At 70.8% G+C, this 23251-nt stretch carries 25 protein-coding genes and 1 pseudogene; 16 read left to right on the top strand and 10 right to left on the bottom strand.

Annotation, left to right across the window (positions count from 1 at the left end; translation table 11 throughout):
- Positions 1–21: 21 nt before the first annotated feature.
- Complete coding sequence (locus ABTX78_RS07645) at positions 22–270, bottom strand: hypothetical protein (RefSeq protein WP_352205859.1); 249 nt, start codon at positions 268–270, stop codon at positions 22–24.
- Entirely contained in the window at positions 263–1144 is an 882-nt protein-coding gene (mca, locus tag ABTX78_RS07640; RefSeq protein ID WP_352205858.1) for a mycothiol conjugate amidase Mca, read from the bottom strand. Before mca ends, ABTX78_RS07645 begins: the two co-directional genes overlap by 8 nt.
- Before the next feature lie 97 nt (positions 1145–1241).
- On the opposite strand from mca, the gene ABTX78_RS07635 reads away from it, so the two are divergent.
- On the top strand, positions 1242–1643 hold the full coding sequence (locus ABTX78_RS07635; RefSeq protein WP_352205857.1) for a DUF4307 domain-containing protein: 402 nt from the start codon (positions 1242–1244) through the stop codon (positions 1641–1643).
- 185 nt (positions 1644–1828) lie between these two features.
- Positions 1829–2326: a transcription elongation factor GreA gene (gene greA, locus ABTX78_RS07630; protein WP_352205856.1), complete on the top strand. Its 498-nt coding sequence runs from the start codon at positions 1829–1831 to the stop codon at positions 2324–2326.
- A gap of 117 nt (positions 2327–2443) precedes the next feature.
- Here greA and ABTX78_RS07625 read toward each other — a convergent pair whose 3' ends face one another.
- The 3 genes from ABTX78_RS07625 to ilvA all read right to left on the bottom strand — a co-directional run bounded on the left by ABTX78_RS07625 (position 2444) and on the right by ilvA (position 5822).
- The gene (locus ABTX78_RS07625; protein ID WP_352205855.1) at positions 2444–3301 is read right to left on the bottom strand and encodes an ABC transporter permease; all 858 of its coding nucleotides are present in this window, start codon (positions 3299–3301) and stop codon (positions 2444–2446) included.
- The gene (locus ABTX78_RS07620) at positions 3298–4317 is read right to left on the bottom strand and encodes an ATP-binding cassette domain-containing protein (protein ID WP_352205854.1); all 1020 of its coding nucleotides are present in this window, start codon (positions 4315–4317) and stop codon (positions 3298–3300) included. The genes ABTX78_RS07625 and ABTX78_RS07620 overlap by 4 nt, the downstream gene beginning before the upstream one ends.
- A 275-nt stretch (positions 4318–4592) precedes the next feature.
- Positions 4593–5822: a threonine ammonia-lyase gene (gene ilvA, locus ABTX78_RS07615; RefSeq protein ID WP_352205853.1), complete on the bottom strand. Its 1230-nt coding sequence runs from the start codon at positions 5820–5822 to the stop codon at positions 4593–4595.
- A 145-nt stretch (positions 5823–5967) separates the two neighbouring features.
- On the opposite strand from ilvA, the gene ABTX78_RS07610 reads away from it, so the two are divergent.
- The 4 genes from ABTX78_RS07610 (at position 5968) to ABTX78_RS07595 (ending at position 7525) form a co-directional block, all read left to right on the top strand.
- Positions 5968–6480, top strand: a complete 513-nt coding sequence (locus ABTX78_RS07610; protein WP_352205852.1) for a MarR family winged helix-turn-helix transcriptional regulator — start codon at positions 5968–5970, stop codon at positions 6478–6480.
- Between the two features lie 32 nt (positions 6481–6512).
- Positions 6513–6986 (top strand): sigma factor-like helix-turn-helix DNA-binding protein, encoded by a 474-nt coding sequence (locus tag ABTX78_RS07605; RefSeq protein ID WP_352205851.1) that lies wholly within the window; start codon positions 6513–6515, stop codon positions 6984–6986.
- Complete coding sequence (locus ABTX78_RS07600) at positions 6983–7234, top strand: hypothetical protein (RefSeq protein ID WP_352205850.1); 252 nt, start codon at positions 6983–6985, stop codon at positions 7232–7234. The genes ABTX78_RS07605 and ABTX78_RS07600 overlap by 4 nt, the downstream gene beginning before the upstream one ends.
- 99 nt (positions 7235–7333) lie before the next feature.
- The gene (locus tag ABTX78_RS07595) at positions 7334–7525 is read left to right on the top strand and encodes a DUF1059 domain-containing protein (protein WP_352205849.1); all 192 of its coding nucleotides are present in this window, start codon (positions 7334–7336) and stop codon (positions 7523–7525) included.
- A 458-nt stretch (positions 7526–7983) separates the two neighbouring features.
- Here ABTX78_RS07595 and ABTX78_RS07590 read toward each other — a convergent pair whose 3' ends face one another.
- Positions 7984–9138 (bottom strand): cystathionine gamma-synthase, encoded by a 1155-nt coding sequence (locus ABTX78_RS07590; protein ID WP_352205848.1) that lies wholly within the window; start codon positions 9136–9138, stop codon positions 7984–7986.
- Positions 9139–9209: 71 nt separating this feature from the next.
- Here ABTX78_RS07590 and ABTX78_RS07585 point away from each other — a divergent pair, with 71 nt between their 5' ends.
- From ABTX78_RS07585 to ABTX78_RS07555, 7 genes are all read left to right on the top strand, one after another.
- Positions 9210–10313, top strand: a complete 1104-nt coding sequence (locus ABTX78_RS07585; protein ID WP_352205847.1) for a hypothetical protein — start codon at positions 9210–9212, stop codon at positions 10311–10313.
- Positions 10314–10461: 148 nt separating this feature from the next.
- Positions 10462–11163 (top strand): peptide-methionine (S)-S-oxide reductase MsrA, encoded by a 702-nt coding sequence (gene msrA / locus ABTX78_RS07580; RefSeq protein WP_352205846.1) that lies wholly within the window; start codon positions 10462–10464, stop codon positions 11161–11163.
- Positions 11156–11488, top strand: coding sequence for a hypothetical protein (locus ABTX78_RS07575; RefSeq protein ID WP_352205845.1), 333 nt, complete (start codon positions 11156–11158; stop codon positions 11486–11488). Before msrA ends, ABTX78_RS07575 begins: the two co-directional genes overlap by 8 nt.
- Positions 11489–11925: 437 nt before the next feature.
- Entirely contained in the window at positions 11926–12252 is a 327-nt protein-coding gene (locus ABTX78_RS07570; protein ID WP_313944476.1) for a DUF6233 domain-containing protein, read from the top strand.
- 26 nt (positions 12253–12278) lie between these two features.
- A complete protein-coding gene (locus tag ABTX78_RS07565) occupies positions 12279–12503 on the top strand; it encodes a hypothetical protein (RefSeq protein ID WP_327680938.1) in 225 nt (74 codons plus the stop codon).
- Positions 12504–12700: 197 nt separating this feature from the next.
- Entirely contained in the window at positions 12701–13354 is a 654-nt protein-coding gene (locus tag ABTX78_RS07560) for an ATP-dependent Clp protease proteolytic subunit (protein WP_313944478.1), read from the top strand.
- A 1-nt stretch (position 13355) separates the two neighbouring features.
- The gene (locus ABTX78_RS07555; protein ID WP_352205844.1) at positions 13356–13958 is read left to right on the top strand and encodes a ClpP family protease; all 603 of its coding nucleotides are present in this window, start codon (positions 13356–13358) and stop codon (positions 13956–13958) included.
- 307 nt (positions 13959–14265) lie between these two features.
- Here ABTX78_RS07555 and ABTX78_RS07550 read toward each other — a convergent pair.
- Positions 14266–14595, bottom strand: a pseudogene (locus tag ABTX78_RS07550) (helix-turn-helix domain-containing protein); the annotation flags it as partial.
- Between the two features lie 443 nt (positions 14596–15038).
- Between ABTX78_RS07550 and abc-f the strand changes: the two are divergent.
- On the top strand, positions 15039–16664 hold the full coding sequence (abc-f, locus tag ABTX78_RS07545) for a ribosomal protection-like ABC-F family protein (RefSeq protein WP_352205843.1): 1626 nt from the start codon (positions 15039–15041) through the stop codon (positions 16662–16664).
- 193 nt (positions 16665–16857) lie between these two features.
- Positions 16858–18486 carry a DUF8823 domain-containing protein gene (locus tag ABTX78_RS07540; RefSeq protein WP_502993797.1) on the top strand — a complete coding sequence of 543 codons (1629 nt, stop codon included), beginning with the start codon at positions 16858–16860 and terminating at the stop codon, positions 18484–18486.
- Positions 18487–18939: 453 nt separating this feature from the next.
- On the opposite strand, the gene ABTX78_RS07535 is transcribed toward ABTX78_RS07540, so the two are convergent.
- Both ABTX78_RS07535 and ABTX78_RS07530 read right to left on the bottom strand, forming a co-directional pair.
- Positions 18940–19527, bottom strand: coding sequence for a TetR/AcrR family transcriptional regulator (locus ABTX78_RS07535; protein WP_352205842.1), 588 nt, complete (start codon positions 19525–19527; stop codon positions 18940–18942).
- 204 nt (positions 19528–19731) lie between these two features.
- Complete coding sequence (locus ABTX78_RS07530) at positions 19732–20775, bottom strand: NAD(P)-dependent alcohol dehydrogenase (RefSeq protein ID WP_352205841.1); 1044 nt, start codon at positions 20773–20775, stop codon at positions 19732–19734.
- Positions 20776–20893: 118 nt separating this feature from the next.
- On the opposite strand from ABTX78_RS07530, the gene ABTX78_RS07525 reads away from it, so the two are divergent.
- Positions 20894–21778 (top strand): helix-turn-helix transcriptional regulator, encoded by an 885-nt coding sequence (locus ABTX78_RS07525; protein ID WP_352205840.1) that lies wholly within the window; start codon positions 20894–20896, stop codon positions 21776–21778.
- A gap of 136 nt (positions 21779–21914) precedes the next feature.
- On the opposite strand, the gene ABTX78_RS07520 is transcribed toward ABTX78_RS07525, so the two are convergent.
- Positions 21915–23180, bottom strand: a complete 1266-nt coding sequence (locus ABTX78_RS07520) for a L,D-transpeptidase (RefSeq protein WP_352205839.1) — start codon at positions 23178–23180, stop codon at positions 21915–21917.
- Positions 23181–23251 lie beyond the last annotated feature (71 nt).

Below are 23251 nucleotides of genomic sequence, written 5' to 3'. Positions count from 1 at the left end.
CTCCGGCAGGCCCAGGGCGACCTAGGCCGAGGCGGGGCCCGTCTTGCCGCCGGCTTCCTTCGGCTCGGCCCCCGGCTCGGGTGCTTCCTCGAAGTCCACCCGGCCCATGTGCCGGTTCATCGACTTCATCAGGAACCACACGCCCACGGCGAGGGCCGCGAAGACGAGGAAGCCGAGGACTCCGGGCGTGACCTTGTTGTCGTCGACCTCCTTCGCGAGGGGGACGAGATGCGTCAGGGCGAGGTTTGCGCTTGCGCTCATATCAGGCATTGTCCCGGATGCCCGCGAAGAGGTCGTCCTCGGGGAGGGAGGTGTCGACGAGAGAGGTGGCGAGCTCGTACTCCTCCGTCGGCCAGACCTCCTTCTGGAGCTCCAGCGGAACGCGGAACCAGCCGCCGTCGGGGTCGATCTGTGTGCGGTGCGCGAGCAGCGCCTTGTCACGGATCTCGAAGAACTCGGCGCACGGCACGTGGGTGGTGAGCGTGCGCTCGACGCGCTCGAACTCCTTCCAGCGCTCCAGCCACTCGCCGTAGGGCGACTCGATCCCCCGGGCCAGCAGCGCCTCGTGCAGGGCGACCGTACGGGGACGGTTGAAGCCCTGGTTGTAGTAGAGCTTCTGCGGCTGGTAGACGGGTCCGAACTCCGACTCCGGGTAGCGCTCGGCGTCCGCCGCACCCTCGAAGGCCACCATCGTGATCTTGTGGGTCATGATGTGGTCGGGGTGCGGGTAGCCGCCGTTCTCGTCGTACGTGGTGATGACCTGCGGACGGAAGGTGCGGATCGACCTCACCAGCCGGCCGGCGGCCTTGTCCACGTCCTCCAGGGCGAAGCAGCCCTGCGGCAGCGGGGGCAGCGGGTCGCCCTCGGGCAGGCCCGAGTCGACGAAGCCGAGCCATTCCTGGCCGACGCCGAGGATCTCGCGGGCCTCGTCCATCTCCTTTCTGCGTACCTCGTGAATGTTCTCCTCGATGTACGCGTCCCCCTGGAGCTTGGGGTTGAGGATGGAGCCGCGTTCGCCTCCTGTGCAGGTCACGACCAGCACGTCCACCCCCTCGGACACATACTTGGCCATGGTGGCCGCGCCCTTGCTCGACTCGTCGTCGGGGTGGGCGTGAACGGCCATCAGTCGCAGCTGCTCAGTCAAGACTCGATCCTCAATGATGTGTCGCGTCGGGCAACTCTTATAGTGACCGAATCGGGGGACGGAAAATTCCGGTGCCCCCTGCCCGAGAGGAAAGACCATGGCCACCGTGCGCGAACAGCTCCCCGAGGGCCGCTACGGCCGCTCCGCGGACGAGCGCGCGGACCGCAGGCTCAAGCTGGTGGGCACGGTGCTGGGGGTGGCCCTGCTCGGGATGGTCGGCTGGTTCGGCTACGACTATGTCGCCGGCCAGAGGATCAGCGCCGAGGTGATCAAATTCTCGGTGGTCTCCGACTCCGCGGTCCAGGTGCATCTGGAGGTGCGCAAGGACGCGGACGCCGCGGGCAGCTGCACCCTGCGCTCGCGCTCCGAGGACGGAGCCGAGGTGGGTAGGCTGGATGTGCCGGTGGAGAGCGGCGGAAAGCGGATCGACCAGGTGGCCGAGATCCGGACGACGGCCCGGGCCACCAGCGCGGAACTGGTGCAGTGCACCGCCCGCTGACGCGATGAATCACCTGGACGATCACGGCGGGTCACTGCGCTGACCTGCGTTGACGTAATTCTGATGGCATTCGTCCTCCCCCTGCGGCCACGAAATTGTTAGGCTCGTGGTTTCGCCCATCCATGGAGGCACATCCTTCTGGGTAGGGCGATGCTTTGTATTCCCAGTACCTACGAGGAGCACCTGTGACCCAGACCAGCGAGAACGTCACCTGGCTCACCCAGGAGGCGTACAACCAGCTCAAGGCCGAGCTGGAGTACCTGTCTGGTCCCGCGCGCACCGAGATCGCCAAGAAGATCGAGGCAGCGCGTGAGGAGGGCGACCTGCGGGAGAACGGCGGGTACCACGCGGCCAAGGAGGAGCAGGGCAAGCAGGAGCTCCGTGTGCGCCAGCTGACCCAGCTCCTGGACAATGCGAAGGTCGGCGAGGCCCCCGCGGACAACGGCGTGGTCGAGCCCGGCATGGTCGTGAAGATCGCCTTCGACGGCGACGAGGACGACACCCTGACGTTCCTGATGGCGTCCCGCGAGTACGCGAGCACGGACATCGAGACGTACTCCCCGCAGTCCCCGCTCGGCGCCGGAGTGAACGGCAAGAAGGTCGGTGACGACGCCGAGTACGAGCTGCCCAACGGCAACACGGCTTCGGTGAAGATCCTCGAGGCCAAGCCCTACACGGGCTGAGCCCGGTACCGGCAGAGCCGGCCCGCGAGCACCGAAGGGGCCGGACCGCGTGTGCGGTCCGGCCCCTTCGTCGTGCGTCTGTGCGCGTGCGTGTGCCCGTGCCCGGCGGGCGCCGGGTCAGGCCGTGGCCGAGCGGTACTTGCGCACCGCCAGCGTCCGGAAGAACACGATGATCAGGACGGACCAGATCAGCGAGGCCCAGACCGGGTGCTGCATCGGCCAGGCGTCGGGTGCGACATAGCCGGGCGGCAGGTTCCCGAACAGTTCCCGTGCCGCCTGCACGGTGGCGCTGAACGGGTTCCACTCGGCGATGTACCGCAGGAAGGTCGGCATGTTGTCCGACGGCACGAAGGCGTTCGAGATGAACGTCAGCGGGAACAGCCAGATCAGCCCGCCGGAGGTGGCCGCCTCGGGTGTGCGCACGGAGAGGCCGATCAGCGCGCCGATCCAGGAGAAGGCGTAGCCGAGGAGCAGCAGCAGACCGAAGCCGGCCAGCACCTTGCCCAGGTTCTCGTGGGTCCGCCAGCCGACCAGGAGGGCGACGAGCGCGAGTACGACCAGGGTGAGCGCGGTCTGGACGAGGTCGGCGAGCGTACGGCCGGTGAGGACCGCGCCGCGTGCCATCGGCAGCGATCGGAACCGGTCGATGAGGCCCTTGTGCATGTCGTCGGCGATGCCCGCTCCGGCGCCGGCGGTGGCGAAGGTGACGGTCTGCGCGAAGATGCCCGCCATCAGGAACTCGCGGTAGGCGGCGGGGGAGGTGTTGCCGTCCACCGAGATCGATCCGCCGAAGACATAGCTGAACAGCACCACGAACATGATGGGCTGGATCAGCCCGAAGATGATCATCTCCGGGATGCGCAGCATCCGGATCAGGTTGCGCTTGGCGACGACGAGCGAGTCGTTGACCGACTGCACGATCCCGCCGCGGGGACGGGGCGCCGCGATGTCGACGGCGTCCGCTCTGGTGGTCACTTCACGCTCTCCTTCCGGGACTTCTTGCCCTTGGTGTCCTTGAGTTGTGCGGCCTCGCCGTTCTCCTCGTCCTCGACCTCCGCGTGATGGCCGGTGAGCGAGATGAACACGTCGTCCAGGGTGGGCCGGCGCAGACCGATGTCGTCGATCTCCACGCCCCGGGTGTCCAGTTCGCGGATGACCTCGGCCAGCAGCTTCGCGCCGCCGGTGACGGGGACGGTCAGCTTGCGGGTGTGCTCGACGACGGCGACGTCACCCTTGCCGAAGCCCCGCAGGACCTCCTGGGTGGGGGCGATCTGTTCGGGCTCGTGGACGACGACCTCGACGCGCTCGCCGCCCGTCTGGGCCTTGAGCTGGTCCGCGGTGCCGCGGGCGATGACCTTGCCGTGGTCGATGACGCAGATGTCGTCGGCCAGGTGGTCGGCCTCTTCCAGGTACTGGGTGGTGAGCAGCAGGGTCGTACCCCCCTTGACCAGTTCCTGGATGACCTCCCACAGCTGCATGCGGTTGCGCGGGTCGAGTCCGGTGGTGGGCTCGTCCATGAACATCACGGGCGGTGAGACGACCAGGGCGGCGGCCAGGTCGAGACGGCGGCGCATACCGCCGGAGTAGGTCTTGGCGGGGCGGTCGGCGGCGTCCGCGAGGTTGAAGCGGTCGAGCAGCTCGACCGCCCGGCTCTTCGCGTCGCGCGAGCTCATCTGGTAGAGCTGGCCGACCATCTGGAGGTTCTCACGACCGGTCAGATACTCGTCGACCGCGGCGAACTGACCGGAGAGGCCGATACACCGGCGGACTTCGTTCGGGTTCTTCAGGACGTCGATACCGGCGACGACGGCCTTGCCGCTGTCGGGCTGGAGCAGGGTGGTCAGTACGCGCACGGCGGTGGTCTTGCCGGCTCCGTTGGGGCCGAGAAGTCCGAGGACCGTGCCTTCGGGGACGTCGAGATCGACGCCGTCCAGAGCCCTTACGTCGCCGAAGGTCTTCACCAGACCTTCGGCGTAAATGGCGCCTGGCATGTGGGATCTCCCAAGGTGGCAGGTGGGTGGGTCGCTACATGGAAAAAGGCATGCGGGTGCGAGATCTGTGCGTGGCGGGAGCACGTCAGGGGCCTCACGTTAACGCGATACATCGCGTCACTCAAGATGTATCGCGATAGTCGTGACCGTCACGGCCGCGATCGCAGGGACGGCCGTCGCGACAACCGCGGCGGTCGTGCCCAGTCGTTGCCGTCGTTGCCGGTCGTGGCCGTCGTAGCCGTCGTGACAGGAACCCGCGTGGGGGTCCCGTGCGCTCAGCTCAGGACGGTGTATCCCGCCCCGCGCAGCGCCGCGGTGACCTCGTCGCAGTGCTCCGGGCCCTTCGTCTCCAGCTGCAGCTCCACCTCCACCTCTGTGAGCCCGAGCCGCGGATCGGTCCTGACGTGACTCACGTCGAGGACGTTAGCGTCGAGCACTGACAACGACCCGAGAAGTGCCGCAAGAGCTCCCGGACGGTCCGTCAGCCGCACCCGCAGCGACAGATACCGGCCTGCCGCCGCCATACCGTGCCGCAGGATGCGCTGCAGCAGCAGCGGATCCACATTGCCGCCCGACAGCACGGCGACGACCGGTCCCTTGAACGCCCGCGGCTCGCTCATCAGCGCCGCGACCGGGCTCGCCCCGGCGGGCTCGACGACGAGCTTCGCCCGCTCCAGGCAGAGCAGCAGCGCGCTGGAGAGCGCGTCCTCGGAAACCGTACGGACCTCGTCGAGAAGATCGCCAATGATTTTGAAGGGGACGTCGCCGGGGCAGCCCACCTTGATCCCGTCCGCCATGGTGGACGGGGCGTCGATGGCGACGGGACGCCCCTGGGCGAGCGAGGGCGGATACGCGGCCGCCCCCTCCGCCTGCACTCCCACCAGCCGGACGTCGGGGCGCACCGCCTTCAGCGCGACCGCGATGCCGGCGGCCAGACCGCCGCCGCCCATGCCGACGACGATCGTGCGCACCTCGGGGCACTGCTCCAGGATCTCCAGGCCGACCGTACCCTGCCCCGCGATGATGTCGGGGTGGTCGAAGGGATGGATGAAGACGGCACCCGTCTCCTCGGCGTACTCCTGCGCGGCCGCCATGGTCTCGTCGACGACCTGGCCGTGCATCCGCACCTCCGCGCCGTACTCCCGCGTCGCCGCGACCTTCGGCAGCGGTGCGCCGACCGGCATGAACACGGTCGAGTGCACTCCGAGCAGCGTCGAGGCGAGCGCCACTCCCTGCGCGTGGTTGCCCGCGGACGCGGCGACGACACCGGCGGCCCGCTCCTCGGGACGCAGCCCCGCGATCCGTACGTAAGCGCCGCGCAGTTTGAACGAACCGGTCCGCTGGAGGTTCTCGCACTTGAGGTGGACCGGCGCCCCCACCAGGTGCGACAGGTACCTGCTGCCCTCCAGGGCGGTGACCCTCGCGACGCCGGACAGCATCTTCTGCGCCCCGCGGACGTCGTCGAGGATGACGGGGCGCAAGGAGTCAGACGGACCGAAGCTCATGACACCAAGTCTCGCAGCTCAACCGGCCCCCGGCAGACCCGATCAAGCGTTCCTCATGGGATTGTGCAGGCCTGGTACGCACCGCGTGTGGGCCGCGTACTCTGTCCCCCACCAACCGACCACCGCACGAGAGAGCCCCCTAGCCATGCCCACCTCTCAGGACATGACGACTCATCTCGACCCCGGCCTCCTCGATGCTCTCCAGCACCAGGTCGCCGTCTTCGCACGCCGCGCGGAACAGACCCGGCTCGGCGGGGTCGGCCAGGTCCGCAACTCCATGGACCGCGCCGCCTACCTGCTGCTCAACCGGCTCGACCGGGAAGGCCCGATGGGCGTCAAGGCCCTCGCCGCGGGGATGGGCATCGACTCGTCGACCGTCACGCGCCAGGTCGCCCCGCTCGTCGACACCGGTCTCGTCAAGCGCACCTCCCACCCCGAGGACGGCCGTGCCGTCGTGCTCCAGCTCTCCCCGCGCGGCCAGGCCCGGCTGGAAGAGGTCCGCTCCTCGCGGCGCGAGCTCATGGCACAGGTGACGGACGGCTGGACCGAGACCGAGCGCGAATCCTTCTGCACACTGCTCACCCGGTTCAACACCGCTCTCTCCGCACGCCAGGCCGGACTTCCTTCTGTGGACACGGAGACGCCGCCGACCTCTTGACCCGGGGCGCGCATCTGCCCCTATATGAGGACGTGAGCGAGCGGCGGACGGCACTCGAACGCCGCCGCGCCCGGGAGTTCCAGGCGTTCGTCGCGGGCGCGGCCGGCCGGTTGCTGCATGCCGCCACCCTGCTCACCGCCGAGCCCGCCCCGCGCAATCCGCATGCCCAGCGGCTGCTGACCTCCGCGCTGGCCCACACCTACGCGGAGTGGGACCGGCTGCGCGGCGAGGACCCCTACGACCGCACCCGGCAGGAACTCGCCATCCGCTTCGCCCGCACCGCCTGGCGCCACCACCGGGTGCGGGGCGGCGTACTGGACCGGCTCACACCGCAGGAACGGCTGATCCTGGTGCTGCGGCTGTACGAAGGGGTGGCCGAGGAACAAACCGCGGCGCTGATCGGACTGCCGGTCGAACGCGTCCGCTCCATCTGCGCCCGTGCCGTGGCGACCATGCGCCGCACACCGCCCGCACCACCGCGCGCCCCGGCCGAGGCGGTGTCATGAGCGGCGCCGACCGCAAGGAGGACGAGGTCCGCCGGATGCTGGAGGCCCAGCACCCGACGGTGCCCGCAGACCTGGCTGCGCGCGCCGCCGTGCACGGCGGCCGGCTGCTGCGGCGCCACCGTGCGGTTCGCCGGCTGGCCTGGCTGCTTCTGACGGCGGCGGCGGTCGCGTTCGCGGTGTGGGCGTCGGTCACCGAGCCGTGGGTGGCTCCCCCGTCGGACATGACGCCTCCGCTCGAAGGCTGGTAGCGCCGGCGCACCGGGACCGTCGGCACATCGCCGGGTTCGCCCGGTGTGTGCCGAACTATCCTGGAATGAGCGGCTCATCGACGCCGCGAGGAGGTCGCCATGACCAGGAAAGTCGCCGACTGCCGCAAGATGCCGAGCGAGTCGGGCTGCAGTCTCACCATCTCCGGTGAGGAAGAGGAAGTCGTGCGGGCCGCGAGCGAACACGCCATCTCCGTGCACGGGCACGCCGACAACCCGGAGCTGCGGGACGAGGTCCGCGGGTCGCTGGAGGACGAGAAGGTCTCCGCGTAGAAACACGGTCTTCGCGCGGAGCGCGCGGCAGGGTCGTCGCGGGCCGCAGGCCTGCAGAACGCGGCGGGACGGCATGGCCCACGTCGCCTCCGCGGGCCGGGCATGCGGCACGGTCGCCGCCGCGGGCCGGGCGGGCCGGGCTGAGCGGGGCCGGGCGGGCCGAGCAGGGCAGGGCCGAGCAGGGCAGGGCATGCGGCACGGTCGCCGCCGCGGGCCGGGCCGGACAGGGCTGAGCGGGGCCGGGCGGGCCGAGCAGGGCCGGGCCGGGCCGGACAGGGCAGGGCCGGACAGGGCTGAGCAGGGCCGGGGCACGCCGGACCGGACAGGGAGGATGAGCCGGTCCCCTACCGGTTCCGGAGAGAACGCGAGAAACGCGATCCGGCGCCCGGCCGGGCCCGGAAAGGGCCCCTGCCGGACGCCGGCCGTTGCGTGGCGCCGCACGCGCCCGCCCGGCGTGCCTATCCGAGCGCCTGCTGCAGGTCCGCGATCAGGTCGTCCGCCGACTCGATGCCGACGGACGCCCGCACCAGGTCCGCCGGAACCTCCAGCGCGGAGCCCGCCACCGACGCGTGCGTCATCCGGCCCGGGTGCTCGATCAGGGACTCGACACCGCCGAGGGACTCCCCGAGCGTGAACAGCTTCGTGCGGTTGCAGACCTCGACGGCCGCCTCTTCGCCGCCCTGGACACGGAACGAGACCATGCCGCCGAACGCCTTCATCTGCTTGGCCGCGATCTCGTGGCCCGGGTGCTCCGACAGCCCCGGGTAGAGGACTTCGGTGACCTTCGGGTGGCGGGTCAGCATCTCGACCACGCGGCCCGCGTTCTCGCTGTGCCGGTCCATCCGGACCGGCAGGGTCTTGATGCCGCGCAGCACCAGCCACGCGTCGAACGGGCCCGCGACGGCGCCCATCGCGTTCTGGTGATACGCCAGCTCCTCGCCGACCGCCGCGTCCGCCGCGATCAGCGCACCGCCCACGACGTCCGAGTGACCGCCCATGTACTTGGTCAGCGAGTGCACGACGATGTCGGCGCCGAGCGAGATCGGCTGCTGCAGATACGGGCTGGCGAAGGTGTTGTCCACGACCAGCTTGACGTTCGAGCTGCGCGCGACCTCCGCCACGGCGGCGATGTCGGTGATGCCGAGCAGCGGGTTCGACGGCGTCTCGACCCAGATCAGCTTCGTCTTCTCGGTGACCGCCGCACGGACGGCGGCCGCGTCGGAGGTGTCGGCGACCGACCAGGAGACGCCCCACCGCGAGACGACCTTCGCGAACAGCCGGAAGGTGCCGCCGTAGGCGTCGTTCGGGATGACCACGTGGTCGCCCGGCTCCAGCAGCGCGCGCAGCAGGCAGTCCTCGGCCGCGAGCCCGGACGCGAAGGCGAGACCGCGGCGGCCGCCCTCCAGCGCCGCGAGGTTCTCCTCCAGCGCCGTACGCGTCGGGTTGGCGCTGCGGCTGTACTCGTAACCGCCGCGCAGTCCGCCGACACCGTCCTGCTTGTAGGTGGACACCTGATAGATCGGCGGGACGACCGCGCCGGTCAGCGGATCTGCGGTGTTTCCCGCGTGAATGGCGAGGGTCTCGAGGCTGTGGAAGCTGTGCTGGTCGCTCATGAGGCCCGAGCGTAGTCCTGTGAAGGGGCAGCGCGTGGTCCGCCCCGAACGTCGTCCGGGACAATGGACCCATGGAGATTCTCTGGTTCCTGATCGCGGTGGGCCTGCTGGTCGCGGTGATCGGTCCGTTCGTCAGGCGCCGCCGTGTCGGTATCCACCAGGTGGCGCCCGGTTCGCCCGACGCCGCCGACCCCGACACGTACGGATTCGTGCGCCAGGAGGAGCTGGACGTCCGCCTCCCCGGACCCGACCAGGACCTTCTCGACGTGCTCGACGTCGTCCAGGCGACCCAGGACTGGCGGGCGGCCGCTCAGCTCCTCGCCGGCACTCCGAAAGAGAGCGAGGTGCGCTGGCAGCGCGTGCAGGCGTTCGCCGGTGCCGCCTCGCTGGAGCTCCAGCAGAAGCCGGGCGCCGGCGGGTCGTGGCTGCGCGCGTGGCGTTCGGAGTCGCCGAAGGACGCGGGCGCGGCCCAGGTGCACGCGGAGTTCCTGGTGCAGCAGGCGTGGCGGTCGTCGAGCGCGGGGACGGACGAGTTCCGGATCATCCTGGAGGAGGCCCGTTCGGTCTGCGGCGACGCCGCCCTGCTCGCGCCGGGCGATCCCGTCCCGTACATCACGGAACTGGCCGTCGCGCGCGGTCTGAACTACACGCACGAGCAGTTCGACCAGGTGTGGCTGAAGGTCATCGACAGGGCGCCGCAGCACATGGGCGCGCATCTGGCGGCGCTCCACTACTGGTGCGAGAAGTGGCACGGCAGCCGCGAGGAGGCCGACCACTTCGCGACGACGGCCGCGGCCCGCGCACCCCAGGGTTCGCTGCTGGCCGCGCTGCCACTGTTCGCGGTCTTCGAGCACATCCCGGACGTGGTCCTGGTGCAGGACTTCCACCGGACCGCGGTGGTCAGCAAGGCGGTCGAGGGCGCCCTCTTCGCGGTCCACTCGGCCCGCCCGGACGACCCGATGCTGGCGCACGTACGCCATCTGCTGGTGCTCTTCCTCGTACGGTCCGAGCGGTGGGCCGAGGCGATGAACCAACTGGTGCGGGTGGACGGCCACGTGGGCGCGGTCCCCTGGACGCTCAGCGGCGACCCGGCGGCGGAGTACACGGTGTACCGGAACCTGGCGGTGGCGGGGTACGAGTCGAACGGGGGGAGCCCGGCGACGCTGCTGCGATGACGGCTCCGGCGCACGGTGAACCCTGTCCTCCGTAGAGCCGCGCGTCGTGAACCGTGTCCCCGGCCGGGCCGGTCCCGTCCTCTGTTTCCGGGGGAATCTCTGCCGGGCGCACGACGTTCCTCAGGTACCGACCCCGAGGAGCCATCACATGTTCCTGTCCCGCCGTGTCCCCGAGCTCCCCACCCCCGAGCAGGCCCTGAAGGGCCGTCCGGACCCGACGTTCTCCGTGCCCGACCGTCATACGGTCCTGGGCAACCCGCTGCTCGGCCCGTACCCCGAGGGCCTCGAAGTGGCGGACTTCGGCATGGGCTGTTTCTGGGGCGCCGAGCGCACGTTCTGGCGGATTCCCGGTGTGTGGACGACCCTGGTCGGCTACCAGGGCGGTCACACCCCGAACCCGACGTACGAAGAGGCCTGCTCCGGACTGACCGGACACACCGAGGCCGTGCGCGTGGTCTTCGACCCGTCGGTCGTCTCGTACCAGCAGCTGCTGAAGGTCTTCTGGGAGTCCCACAACCCCACCCAGGGCTTCCGCCAGGGCAACGACCGCGGCACCCAGTACCGCTCGGCGATATACACCCACTCCCCGTCCCAGTCGGCGATCGCGGCGGCCTCCCGCGAGGCGTACCAGCAGGTCCTGACGGGCTCGGGCTTCGGCACGATCACGACGGAGCTGCTTCCGTCGGAGGGCCGCCCGTTCTATCCGGCCGAGGCGTATCACCAGCAGTATCTCGACAAGAATCCGGCGGGGTACTGCGGAATCGGCGGGACGGGGGTCGAGCTGGGTGACCCGTTCGAGACGAACTGGGGCGCCTCCTGCCCGACGGGCCTTGCGCCGGCTGATGACTGAACCCGCCGAGTCACCCACCGCCCTGGTGCACGCCGAGGCGGTCCGGTGGGCGGACGCAAGCGAATACCCCTACGTCGCCGAGGTCGTCTTCGTCGATGCCGAGGGCGTGCGGCACTCGATCATCGACAAGACGCCCCTGTTCTGGGACTTCGATCCCGAGCTGGAATCGGAGTTCCCCATCGCGGTCCTTCTGCAGGCGACAGTCGTCGAGTCGGGCCTGCCCGGCGACCGAGTCCGCGTGGGCATCGTCCACCGATCTGTCGGCGAAGACGGGTACGCGGAGTTCACCGTCTTCGCCCATCAGGTCACCGAGGAACTGTCCTGAGCGGGCACCCGGGGCAGGCGCTCCGGCCGGGACACGGGTGTCATGCCCGATCGGGGTCGCCCGGCCCGAGGGATGACCATCGCCGGTGAGCTTCGGGACCTACGCCCGCAGGGTGCGCGATGAGCAACTGCCCGCGCGCAGGCGGCATGCGGCGCTGCGATGCGCCGTCGCGCACTACTGTCCGCCCGGCTTTCACGCGACGTGGGCGTACGTGACGGCGACAGCCCGTCCGTCGCCCACGGTCCGGCGGGACGCGGCTCTGCTGCGGACGGTGACGGCCCTGCACGGGCAGGTGCGCGGGGTACTCGCCCCTGAACGGCCACGTGCTCCCGTGGCTGCGCTTCGCCGGCCTGCTCGGCCACGCCGCCGAGCACGGCATCCCGGCTGCCGTGCCCCGCGGTGGAACATCGGTGCCGATCCCGCCTAGAATCGAACACGTGAACGATCGCCCGCCGTCGCGTCTGGAGCTGCTCCGGTTCCTCCAGCGTGTGCAGCTTCAGCAGCTCGACCAGACGCGGCGGTGGCTCCTCCAGGAGGAGGACCGGGCCCAGCGGGACGCCCATGTGGCGCCCCCTCCGCCCGACTGGGTCGTCGAGTACGGCATCGGCGCGGGGCGGCCGCCCGCGTATGTGCACGTCGGAAGCTGCGCGATGCGCGGCGCCCGGTCGAAGCCGGTCGGCCGGGAAGAAGCGCTCCGCGCGCTCGCCGAGCAGGTGGACCCCTGCCCCATCTGCCGTCCCGACCGAGAGCTCGGTGTGCTGTGAGCCGTGATACGACGCAGCCTGAAGGCATGAGCCGCGCACCGATCGTCGTGCACCGCATCAGCCCGTCCGGGGGACGGCGCGTCACGGTGCGCGAGCAGATCATGGGGCTCGCCCACTCGGACCGCGATCTTCTGGAGTTCCTGAGGCGGGCCGGTCTGCCCGACGCGGAGCTCATGCTCGACGACCCCACGTGGGTGGACTGGGTCGGCGACCGACCGCACGAGTACGAGCGGCTGGAGATCCTCCCCTGAGGCGTCTGAGGGGTCTGAGGGGTCTGAGGGGTCTGACGCATCTTCGGTGTCTTGAGACATCTGCGACGTGGCCACCGACCGGCTCCCGCTCTGCCGAGGGCGAATCTGCTGCGGGCCGAGAAACCTGACCCGGCCGCCCGGGCGGACCGATGGTGGAGAACGCGGCGACGGTCGCCGCGCCACCACAAGGAGGTCCGATGTCAGCACTCATCACCGGCCGTGACCCGGCCTTCGGCCCACGCGCCTCCGAGGGTGACACCGCGCCCACCCGCTTCGACGACCACCTGGCCGCACAACTCCTGAACCAGCGCATCGTCCTCCTCGGCACCCAGGTCGACGAGGTCTCGGCCAACCGGGTCTGCGCGCAGATGCTGCTCCTGTCGGCGGAGGACTCGCGGACCGACATCTGCCTCTACATCAACAGCCCGGGCGGCTCGGTGACGGCCGGGCTGGCGATCTACGACACGATGCGGCTGATCCCCAACGACGTGTCGACGCTGGCGATGGGATTCGCCGCGAGCATGGGGCAGTTCCTCGTCACCGTGGGCACGGCGGGGAAGCGTTTCGCGCTGCCGAACGCGCGGATCATGATGCACCAGCCCTCCGCCGGCATCGGCGGCACCGCCGCCGACATCGCGATCCAGGCCGAGAACCTGGAGTACACCAAGAAGGCCGTCGAACGGATCACGGCCGAGCACACCGGCCAGAGCGAGGAGACGATCTCTCGCGACGGCGACCGTGACCGCTGGTTCACGGCCGAGCAGGCGCGGGAGTACGGCATGGTCGACCGGGTCGTCGAGTCGCTCGACGACGTGCGGCCGGCCGGTTCACGGCGACGGGCGGGACTCTGACATGGGCCAGTACACGATTCCGAACGTCGTGGAGCGCACCGCGCAGGGCGAGCGGTCCTACGACGTGTTCAGCAGGCTGCTGTCCGAGCGGATCATCTTCCTCGGCACGGAGATCGACGACGGCATGGCCAATGTCGTCATCGCCCAGCTGCTCCACCTCGAGTCGTCGAGTCCGGACACCGAGATCGCGATCTACATCAACTCGCCGGGCGGCTCGTTCACTTCGCTGATGGCGATCTACGACACGATGACCTTCGTCCGCGCGCCGATCTCGACGTTCTGTGTCGGGCAGGCGGCCTCGACCGCGGCGGTGCTGCTGGCGGGCGGGGACCCGGGCCGGCGGTTCGTGCTCGAACACGCGCGGGTGCTGCTGGGGCAGCCGACCAGCGGCGGCCGGCAGGGAACTGTCTCCGACCTCGCCCTGCAGGCCAGGGAAGTGCTCCGGATCCGCTCGCAGGTCGAGGACGTGCTTTCCCGCCATGTTCCGCACGACGCGGCGACGCTGCGGGCGGACATGGACCGCGACAAGTTCTTCACCGCGCAGGAGGCGGTGACGTACGGGCTCGCCGACGAGGTGCTCAGCCGTCGGCTCGTGACGGTCTGAGCCCTGCGGCTCCGACGGCCGCCGCCGGTGACTTCCGTGCGGGCGGCGGCCGTTGATCCCGGCTTCAGGTGTCGGTCCGTCAGGCGGCGAGGCAGACGTCAGCCTGGCGCGGTGCCGTCCGTGCGCCGGCCGGGCGCCTGAGCGCCGTACTCCGTACGGCTCGCGCGCTCAGCTCCACCGCGGCCGTCGCCGTGCCGTCACCCTCCACGCGCGCGTCCTCGGCGCCGTCGACGGCGGCCCGCTCGGGAACGGCAGGAGCGAGGGTGGCGGGAGTGGCGGGAGCAGTGGGGGCGACCGGGGCGACGGGCCCGGGCCTGCCGTGCCGCGTCCGCGCCGGCCGCGCCAGTTCGCGGTGGGCCAGGGCGAGAAGATCGGCCAGCCCCAGGCCGAGGGCGTGCGCGGCAGCGGCGAGGACCTCCGACGAGGCCTCCTTGCGCCCGCGTTCGAGCTCGGAGAGATACGGCATCGAGATACGCGCCGCGTCGGCCACGTCCTTGAGCGTGCGCTGCTGGGCACGCCGCTCACGGCGCAGGACGTCCCCGACGATGTTCCGCCACAGCGGCTCCCGGGCTGCGGGTGGCGCCGTAAGCGGGCGCAGGGGAAGGACTCGGGCTCGGTTCGGCGCGTGGCTGCTCACCACATCAGAGTAGGAGCGACGGGCGCCGCGGAGGGTGCGGCAGCGTTCCGCCCGGCGCGAAATCCCGTTCCCGGCGGGTCGTTTCGCCGCCGCGACTTCGCCGCGACCGGTTCGGCCCGCTCGCCCGCTGGTACCGCTCGCACCCTCGTACACCGCTCGTACCGCCGGCACCCTCGTACGCGTACCGCTCGTACCGCAGCAGGACGGCTCCGTCGCCGGAGGGGCGTCGGCGGCGGAAATGATTTTTCCCCGCCGAAGGGCCGTGGCTAGACTGACCGCATGGGTTCGCACATGCACTACTTCTTTCTCTGATTCCGGCCGCGGACGCCGCGTGCTCGTCGTAGCACCGCGCTGACGTCCCCCGGTCCGGCAGAACCCACCCCTGCCCTGCGGTGCGCCGTCGCGCACCCCTTCGCGGGCATGTCATTTTTCAGGGAAAGACCATGCGCGAACGCGCCCAACTGACCATGAAGGACGTCTCCAAGGCCTATGGGGACCGGTCCGTACTCGACCAGGTGTCCTTCACCGTCCGGCCCGGCGAACGCGCCGGTGTCATCGGGGAGAACGGCTCCGGCAAGTCCACCCTGCTGCGGCTGATCGCCGGGGCCGAGGCGCCCGACGCCGGGGAGATCACCGTCGGCGCGCCCGGCGGCACCGGACATCTCGCGCAGACCCTGGCGCAGACCTTCCGCCTGGGTCCCGGGCACACCGTGCGGCAGGCCGTCGACGCCGCGCTCGCCGGGCTGCGGGAGATCGAGCGGCGGCTGCGGCAGGCCGAGGAGCGCCTCGCCGAGGCCGACGAGGACGAGCTCGCCGCGTACGGGGACCTCCTCACCGCCTTCGACGAGCGCGGCGGTTACGAGGCGGACGCCCGCGTGGACGCCGCCCTGCACGGGCTCGGGCTGACCCACGTCACCCGGGAGCGCCCGATCGGCACGCTCTCCGGTGGGGAGCAGTCGCGGCTGGCCCTCGCCTGTGTGCTGTCCGCCGCGCCCGAACTGCTGCTGCTCGACGAGCCGACGAACCACCTCGACCGGCAGGCCACCGAGTGGCTGGAGGACCGGCTGCGGGCACACCGGGGCACGGTCGTCGCCGTCACGCACGACCGTGCCTTCCTCGAACGGATCGCGACCACGATCCTTGAGGTCGACCGCGACACCCGTGCGGTGACCCGGTACGGCGACGGCTGGCACGGCTACCGGGCCGCGAAGGCCGCCGCCCGCCGCCGCCGGGAGCTCGACCACCAGGAGTGGCTGGCGGACGTGGCCCGTACGGAGGAACTGGTGGCGGCTGCCGGGCAGCGGCTCGCGACGACCGGGAAGGATCCGCGCCAGGGGTTCGGCAAGCACCGGCGTTCCCATGAGGCGAAGCTGTCCGGGCAGGTCAGAGCCGCACGGGTGCGGTTGGAGCGGCTGCGCAGGGAGCCGGTTCCCGCGCCGCCGGAACCGCTGCGCTTCGCGGCCAGGCCGGTCGGCGGTGGCCGGCAGGGCCTGCTGACCGAGCTGACCGGCATCGCCGTCGGTGACCGGCTGCGGCTGGACGCGCTACGGGTGGAAGCGGGGCAGCGGCTGTTGGTGACCGGTCCGAACGGGGCCGGCAAGACCACGCTGCTGCGGGTGCTGGCCGGGGACGTGCGCCCCGACGAGGGCACGGTCCACCGTCAGGAGCGGGTCCGGGTCGGCTATCTGCCGCAGGAGCTGCCGGCCGTGCCCTCCCGCGGAACACTGCTGGCGGCGTACGCGGCGGGGCGTTCGGGTCTTGCCGAGGAGTACGCCGCCGAGCTGCTCGGCCTCGGGCTGTTCCGCGAGGAGGATCTGACCGTCCCGGTCGCGGCCCTGTCCGTGGGTCAGCAGCGGCGTCTCGAACTGGCCCGGCTGCTGGCCGCCCCCGCGGATCTGCTCGTCCTGGACGAGCCCACGAACCATGTGGCGCTGAGTCTGGTGGAGGAGCTGGAGGAGGCGCTGGCGGCCTACGAGGGCGCGGTGGTCGTCGTCTCGCACGACCGGCGGTTCCGGAGCGGATTCACGGGCCAGCGACTGGAGTTGCGGTCGGGTCGCGCGGTCGCGTGAGGGCGGACGCGTGAGCGCGGACGCCCGAACCCGGTCGCCGGACCGGGACTGCCTGTGCGTGGTTGCGGGAGCGCAGTCGCCCGGCCGGGTCCGGCCGACCTGTGCCGCGGACAGGATCGCCGTCCGGGCCCGCTGCCCGGCGAGGACCCGCCATTAGGGTTTGCGCGTGGGGATCAGTGAGCGGGCTCAGACGTTGCCGGCACGGGCAGAGGAGCGGGACGCAGCGCCGTGGTGGCGCGTCCCGCTCGTCGCCACCGTCCTCTCCGTGCCGTTGTACGCGCTGTGGGCGGTGTGGCTCGCCACCGGCGGCGGGGATCTGGCCGCGCAGCTGGCGTGGGCCGGGTTCATGGAGCGGCACCCGGCCACCGCGTACAACTTCTCCTGGTACGGCGGCGCGCACACCGCCAACTACAGCCTGCTGGCACCCCCGTTGATGGCGGTGCTCGGGGTGCGGACGGTGTCGGTGCTGGCCGGTCTCGTCGGGACGTGGGTGCTGGCCTGTCTGTTCGTCCGGACCGGGGTGCGGTGGCCGCTCGCTCCGGCCGTGGCCGGGGCGCTGACGCTGTGGTGCAACATCGCCTCGGGGCGGACCACGTTCGCGCTGGGCGTCGCGATCGGTCTGCCCGCTCTGCTGTACGTCCGCAGAACGGGCGTCGCCGTGGTGTGCGCGGCGCTCGCCGCGACGGCGAGTCCCGTCGCCGGGCTGTTCCTCGTGGTGGCCGGTGCGGCCTGGCTGCTGGACCGGCAGTGGCGCAAGGGCGTCTCGCTGATACTGCCGCCGTTCGTGGTAGTGGGCGTGGTGACGCTGCTGTTCCCCTTCCGCGGCGAGCAGCCCATGGCCACGGAGAAACTGTGGATGCCGCTGGCCGTCTCGGCCGCGGTGGCACTCGCCTCGCCCCGCGAGTGGCGGGTGGTGCGCTTCGGCGCCGGGGTGTACGGCCTCGGCGTCGTGCTGACGTATCTCATCGCCTCGCCGATCGGCACCAACGTCGAGCGGCTGCTCGGCCTCGCCGCCGCTCCGGTGCTGCTCGCGGCGCTGCTCACGCGGTTCGGCGAGGGACCGCGCACCGGCTCCGGGCCGGCGGCGTGGGCCGGGGAGTTCGCCCGCGGTCTGCTCCGCCCCGCACGGGCTGTGCTCGCGGCCGCGCTCTTCTTCAGCACGTACTGGCTGTTCGACAAGACCGAGGACGATCTGGTCGTCTCCACCGACGTCCCGTCCTGGGCGGCGCACACCGACGGTGTGGTCCGCGAACTGGAGCGGCTGGGCGCCGACCGTACGCGGGTCGAGGTCGTCCCGGCCCGCAATCACCGCGAGGCCACCGCGCTCGCCCCGCACATCAACCTGGCACGCGGCTGGAACCGCCAGCTCGACGTCGAACGGGGGCGGCTCTTCTACGACGGCTCGCTGAACCCGGCGACGTACCGGCAGTGGCTGGACCGCTGGGCGGTCGGCTACGTGGTGCTGCCGCACGGGCGCCCGGACGGGCCGGCGGAGGACGAGGCCGCGATCCTGCGCGGCGCGCCGTCGTGGCTGGAGCGGGTGTGGCAGGACGAGGGCTGGACGGTCTACCGGGTGCGCGACGCGGTGCCGCTGGTGTCGTCCCCGGCGACGGTGGTGGACGGGGACGACGCGTCGCTGACGATACGGATGCCGGCCGCCGGTTCGGTGACGGTACGGGTGGCGTATTCGCCATGGCTGCGGGCGAGCGGTGCCTGTCTGCGCGAGGAGGGCGAGTGGACGCGGCTGACCGTGCCACGGGCCGGGGAGTACCGGCTGGACTCGCCCTACCGGGTGCCGCGTTCGGCCGGATCCGACTGCTGAGGCGGGGCCTGGGCCCCCGCCGGTGGCCACGGCTCGTCGTCAGGGGGCGCCGCCGGTGCGGTGTGCCGGGCGCGGACCGACCACGCCTCGCTCCAGGTGGCGGACCCGGCTTCCTCCGCCGGCTTCCGCGTCCGGGTGCTCGCGCCGCTGGGCGGCGCCCGCCCGCTCGGCTTCGGCCGGGTGATCGGCCGGGCGACGGCGGAGGGTGCGGCGTGCGAGGCGCACATCGTCTTCGAAGAGCCGACCGTGCGGCGGTGTACGCGTTCTTCGACGCGGCGGTCCGCGCGGACGCCGGGGTGCCCCACGAGCCGTGGGGCGTGGCCGGAGCACCACCCGTCGTACTGCGGGCAGTTCGTGCGGGACCCGAACGGCCACAACCAGGAGGCGGTCTGCCACCGGCAGACGGCGACAACCAGAAGGCGCTCTGCCACCGGCCCGGATGACGGGCGGTCCTCAGCGCTCCTGGCCCGCGAGCCGGCGTACCAGCCCCACCAGAGTGGCGCGTTCCGTCTCCTCCCCCGGCGCTTCCGCGTAGATCATGCGGACGGCCTGCGGGGCGCTGAACCACCAGGCCCCCAGGGCGAGTACGGCGTAGAACAGGGCCTCGGGAGCGAGCCGCGCGTCGAGCATGCCCTTCTTCTGCGCGTCGCCGAGCGCCCGTACCGCCAGGCCGTGAGCCGCCGTACGGTCGGCTTCGCGCAGCGCCGGGCCGCCGGTGTCCTGAAGGCCCTCCCACTGGAGGAGACGGATGAACTGCGGGCGCGAGCAGTGGTAGTCGTACAGCCGGCCGGCGTATTCCCCGAGGTCGTCGAGCTGGTCGCCGGTGACCGGGAGCGTCCGCGCGATCCGCTCCCGTTCGCTGTCCAGAACATGGTCGAAGAGCTGTTGCTTGTTGCCGAAGTACTGGTAGATCCGCTCCTTGTTGACGCCCGCCCGGGCGCCGATGCGGTCGATCCGCGCCCCTTCGAAGCCGTACTCGGCAAATTCGTCGACGGCCGCCGCGAGCAGGACTCTGCGGGTGCGTGCGGTGTCCCAGGCCATGGTCCGAGAGTAGGACTCTCCAACTGTCCAGTTGGGTCGGACTGGCCGGATGTGCCGTATGGCCAGGGCCTGTTGTTCGGATCGGGCCCTGGCTCCGGCCTGATCCGAACAAACAGGCCCTGACCCCGGCCGCGAGGTCAGGAGGGGGCCTGATCCACCGCGGCCGGGTGCCGGAAGGTGCCCCGAAAGAGGGCCGGGGGACGCTCAGATGGTGGCCGCGTCGATCACGAAGCGGTAGCGCACGTCACTCGACAGCACCCGCTCGTAGGCCTCATTGATCCGGTCGGCGCCGATCACCTCGATCTCCGCGCCGAGGCCGTGCTCGGCGCAGAAGTCGAGCATCTCCTGGGTCTCGCGGATACCGCCGATACCGGAGCCCGCGAGGGTCTTGCGGCCGCCGATGACGGAGAAGAGGTTGAGCGACACCGGCTCCTCGGGAGCGCCCACGTTCACCAGCGCTCCGTCCGTCCGCAGCAGCCCGAGATAGGTGTCCAGCGGCAGCGGCGCCGACACCGTCGAGACGACGAGGTCGAAGGTGCCCGCCAGCTGCTCGAAGGTCGCCTCGTCGCTGGTCGCGTAGTAGTGGTCGGCGCCGAGTCGCAGACCGTCGTCCTTCTTGCGCAGCGACTGGCTGAGAACGGTCACCTCGGCGCCCAGCGCGTGCGCGATCTTGACGCCCATGTGGCCGAGACCGCCGAGGCCGACGATGGCGACCTTCTTGCCGGGGCCGGCCTTCCAGTGCGCCAGCGGCGAGTAGAGGGTGATGCCGGCGCACAGCAGCGGGGCGGCGACGTCGAGCGACAGGCCGTCCGGGATGCGCAGGGTGAAGGCCTCGTCCACCACGATGTGGGTGGAGTAGCCGCCGTAGGTGGGCTCGCCGTTCTTGTCGAGGGCGTTGTACGTGCCGACGTTGCCGCCGGAGCAGTACTGCTCGAGCCCGGCCTTGCAGTTGTCGCACTCGCGGCAGGAGTCGACCATGCAGCCGACGCCCACCCGGTCGCCGGCGGCGAACCGGGTGACGCCCGGACCGGTTTCGGTGACGATCCCCGCGATCTCGTGCCCCGGGACCATCGGGAAGATGCCCTCGCCCCAGCCGTCACGGGCCTGGTGGATGTCGGAGTGGCAGATGCCCGCGTACTTGATCTCGATGAGCACGTCGTGCTCGCCCACCGGACGGCGCGGGGTGGTGGTCCGCTCCAGCGGCGCCTTGGCGGCGGGAGCGGCGTATGCGGAAACAGTCGTGGTCATGGGCTCGACTCTGCCGAAGTGCGCGGAGCCTACCCAGCCCTCTGTTGTACCTACGTCCGGCGTGCGTACCACTGACAGGGTCAGGCTTACCGGGAAGGGCGGCGCGATACTGGAGGGCATGGACCAGCGCGCCGAACTCAGCGAATTCCTCCGCTCACGCCGCGCCAGGCTGCGTCCCGAGGACGTCGGCCTGCCGCAGTTGGGCCGGCGCCGGCGGGTGCCGGGGCTCCGCCGCGAGGAGCTGGCGCAGCTCGCAGGGGTGTCGGTGGCGTACTACACCCGCCTGGAACAGGGCAACGGGCGCAATGTGTCCACCGAGGTGCTGGAGGCGATCGGGCGGGCGCTGCGGCTGTCGGACGCCGAGCGCGACCATCTCAGCCATCTCGCCAAGCCCAAGCAGAAGAAGCACCGGCGGACGGGCAGACCGCAGCAGCTGCGCCCGGCCGTCCAGCAGTTGATGGACGCGATGGAGGGCGTGCCCGCCTACGTGGTGGGGCGGCGGCTGGACATCCTGGGATGGAACCGCACGGCCCGTGCGCTGTTCGGCGACTTCGCGGCCCTGTCCGCGAAGGACCGCAACATGGCCCGGATGGTCTTCCTGGACCCCAACGCCACCGATCTGTACATGGACTGGGAGTGCAAGGCGACCGAGGTGGTCAGCGTGCTGCGGATGTACGCGGGATGCTCGGCGGACGATCCGCAGCTGCCCGAGCTGATCGGTGATCTCTCGGTCAGGAGCGAGGAGTTCCGGCGGCTCTGGGCCGCGCACACGGTCCAGGACAAGGGCCACGGCGTGAAGCGGATCCACCATCCGCTGGTCGGCGAGATGACGCTGTCGTACGAGACGCTGCGACTGCCGGACGATCACGATCTGTCGCTGGTCACCTACCACGCCGAGCCGGAGACACGGTCGGCGGAGTCGCTGCGGCTGCTGGCGGGCTGGGGCGTCGACGGCGAGGAGGACGACGCACGACTGCGGCCGGGCCCCGCGGCGGGCGCCTGAGGGGCGTGCGGAGCGGCCGGATCAGTGTGCGCCTGCCCCGGCCGGTCGCGGTCGCTGCGGCCCCCGAACACACGGAAGGCGGGTCGCCCCCGAAGGGCGACCCGCCTTCTGCTGTGCGGCCCGGTGGCCGGTCGGATCAGGCCGCGGAGCCGGCCTGCCACTGTGCCCAGCTCATGTTCCAGCCGTTGAGGCCGTTGTCGGGCTTGATCGTCTTGTCCTTGGAGTTCTTGACGATCACGACGTCACCGACGATCGAGTTGTCGTACAGCCACGCGGCGGGCTGGTTCGGGTCGCCCGCGCCCTCCACGTCGTTCAGGCCGATGCAGCCGTGGCTGGTGTTGGCGCTGCCGAAGATCGAGTCGGCGCCCCAGTAGTTGCCGTGGATGAAGGTGCCCGACGTGGACAGCCGCATGGCGTGCGGGACGTTCTTGATGTCGTACTCGCCCTTGCCGTCGTCGTCCGTGAAGCCGACGGTCGCACCGTTCATCCGGGTCTCCTTGAACTTCTCGGAGATCACCATCTGGCCGTTGTACGTGGGGTTCTCGGAGGAACCGGCGGAGATCGGGATCGTCTTGACGGTCTTGCCGTCCTGGGTGATCGTCATCGTCTTCGTCGCGGCGTCGACGGTCGAGACCTGATTGCGGCCGATCTTGAAGGTGACCGTCTTCTGCTGGACGCCGAAGACTCCGTCGGCGCCCTCGACACCGTCGAGGTTCAGCTTCAGCGTGACGGTCGAGCCCTCCTGCCAGTACTGGTCCGGCCGGAAGTCCAGACGCTGGGCGTTGAACCAGTGACCGACGACCTCCTGGCCGCTGCTCGACTCCACGGTGATACCGGCCTGCACGGCCTTCTTGTCGCTGATCGCCTTGTTGAAGTTGATCGACACCGGCATGCCGACGCCGACGGTGGAACCGTCCTCCGGCGTGAAGTTGCCGATGAAGCTGTTGGCGGGCGAGACCGTGGTGAAGGAGGAGTTCTCGTGGGCCTCCAGGCCCTCGGAGTCCTTGGCGGAGGCGGAGATCTTGTACGTGGTGGAGCGCTCGAGCTGATCGTCCGGCTTCCAGCTCTTGCCGTCGGGGGCGAGCGTGCCCTTCACCGCGGCGCCGTCGGCGGTGGTCATCGTGACCTGCGTCAGGGTGCCGTCGCTGACGGTGACCTTGGCGTCGTCGTTGATGCCGGCGTTCGTCGCACCGTTCTTCGGGGAGATGGCTATTCGGGCCTTGGAGGCGTCCTTCGCGGCCGCCTCGTCGACCTGGGCCTGCGACTTCTTCGAGCCCTCGGCGCTACCGCCCTTGTCGCCGTCGCCGCTGCAGGCCGACAGCACCAGAACGCCGCCGAGCACCGCGGACGCGACCGTGAGGGCCTTGCGCCGCTTGCTGTCCGTCATCACACGCTTCTCCATCGTTGCCGAATCGCCTGATCGCACTATTGGGGAAAACACCCATTCCGGGTTACCCGGTTCCACATCCCCAA

Origin of the sequence: Streptomyces sp. NPDC096193 (genome assembly GCF_040302905.1) — a bacterium.
In the GTDB taxonomy this organism is placed as follows: domain Bacteria; phylum Actinomycetota; class Actinomycetes; order Streptomycetales; family Streptomycetaceae; genus Streptomyces.
The sequence above is the reverse complement of the archived record's forward strand: the minus strand, read 5'-3'. Positions and strand labels throughout refer to the sequence as shown.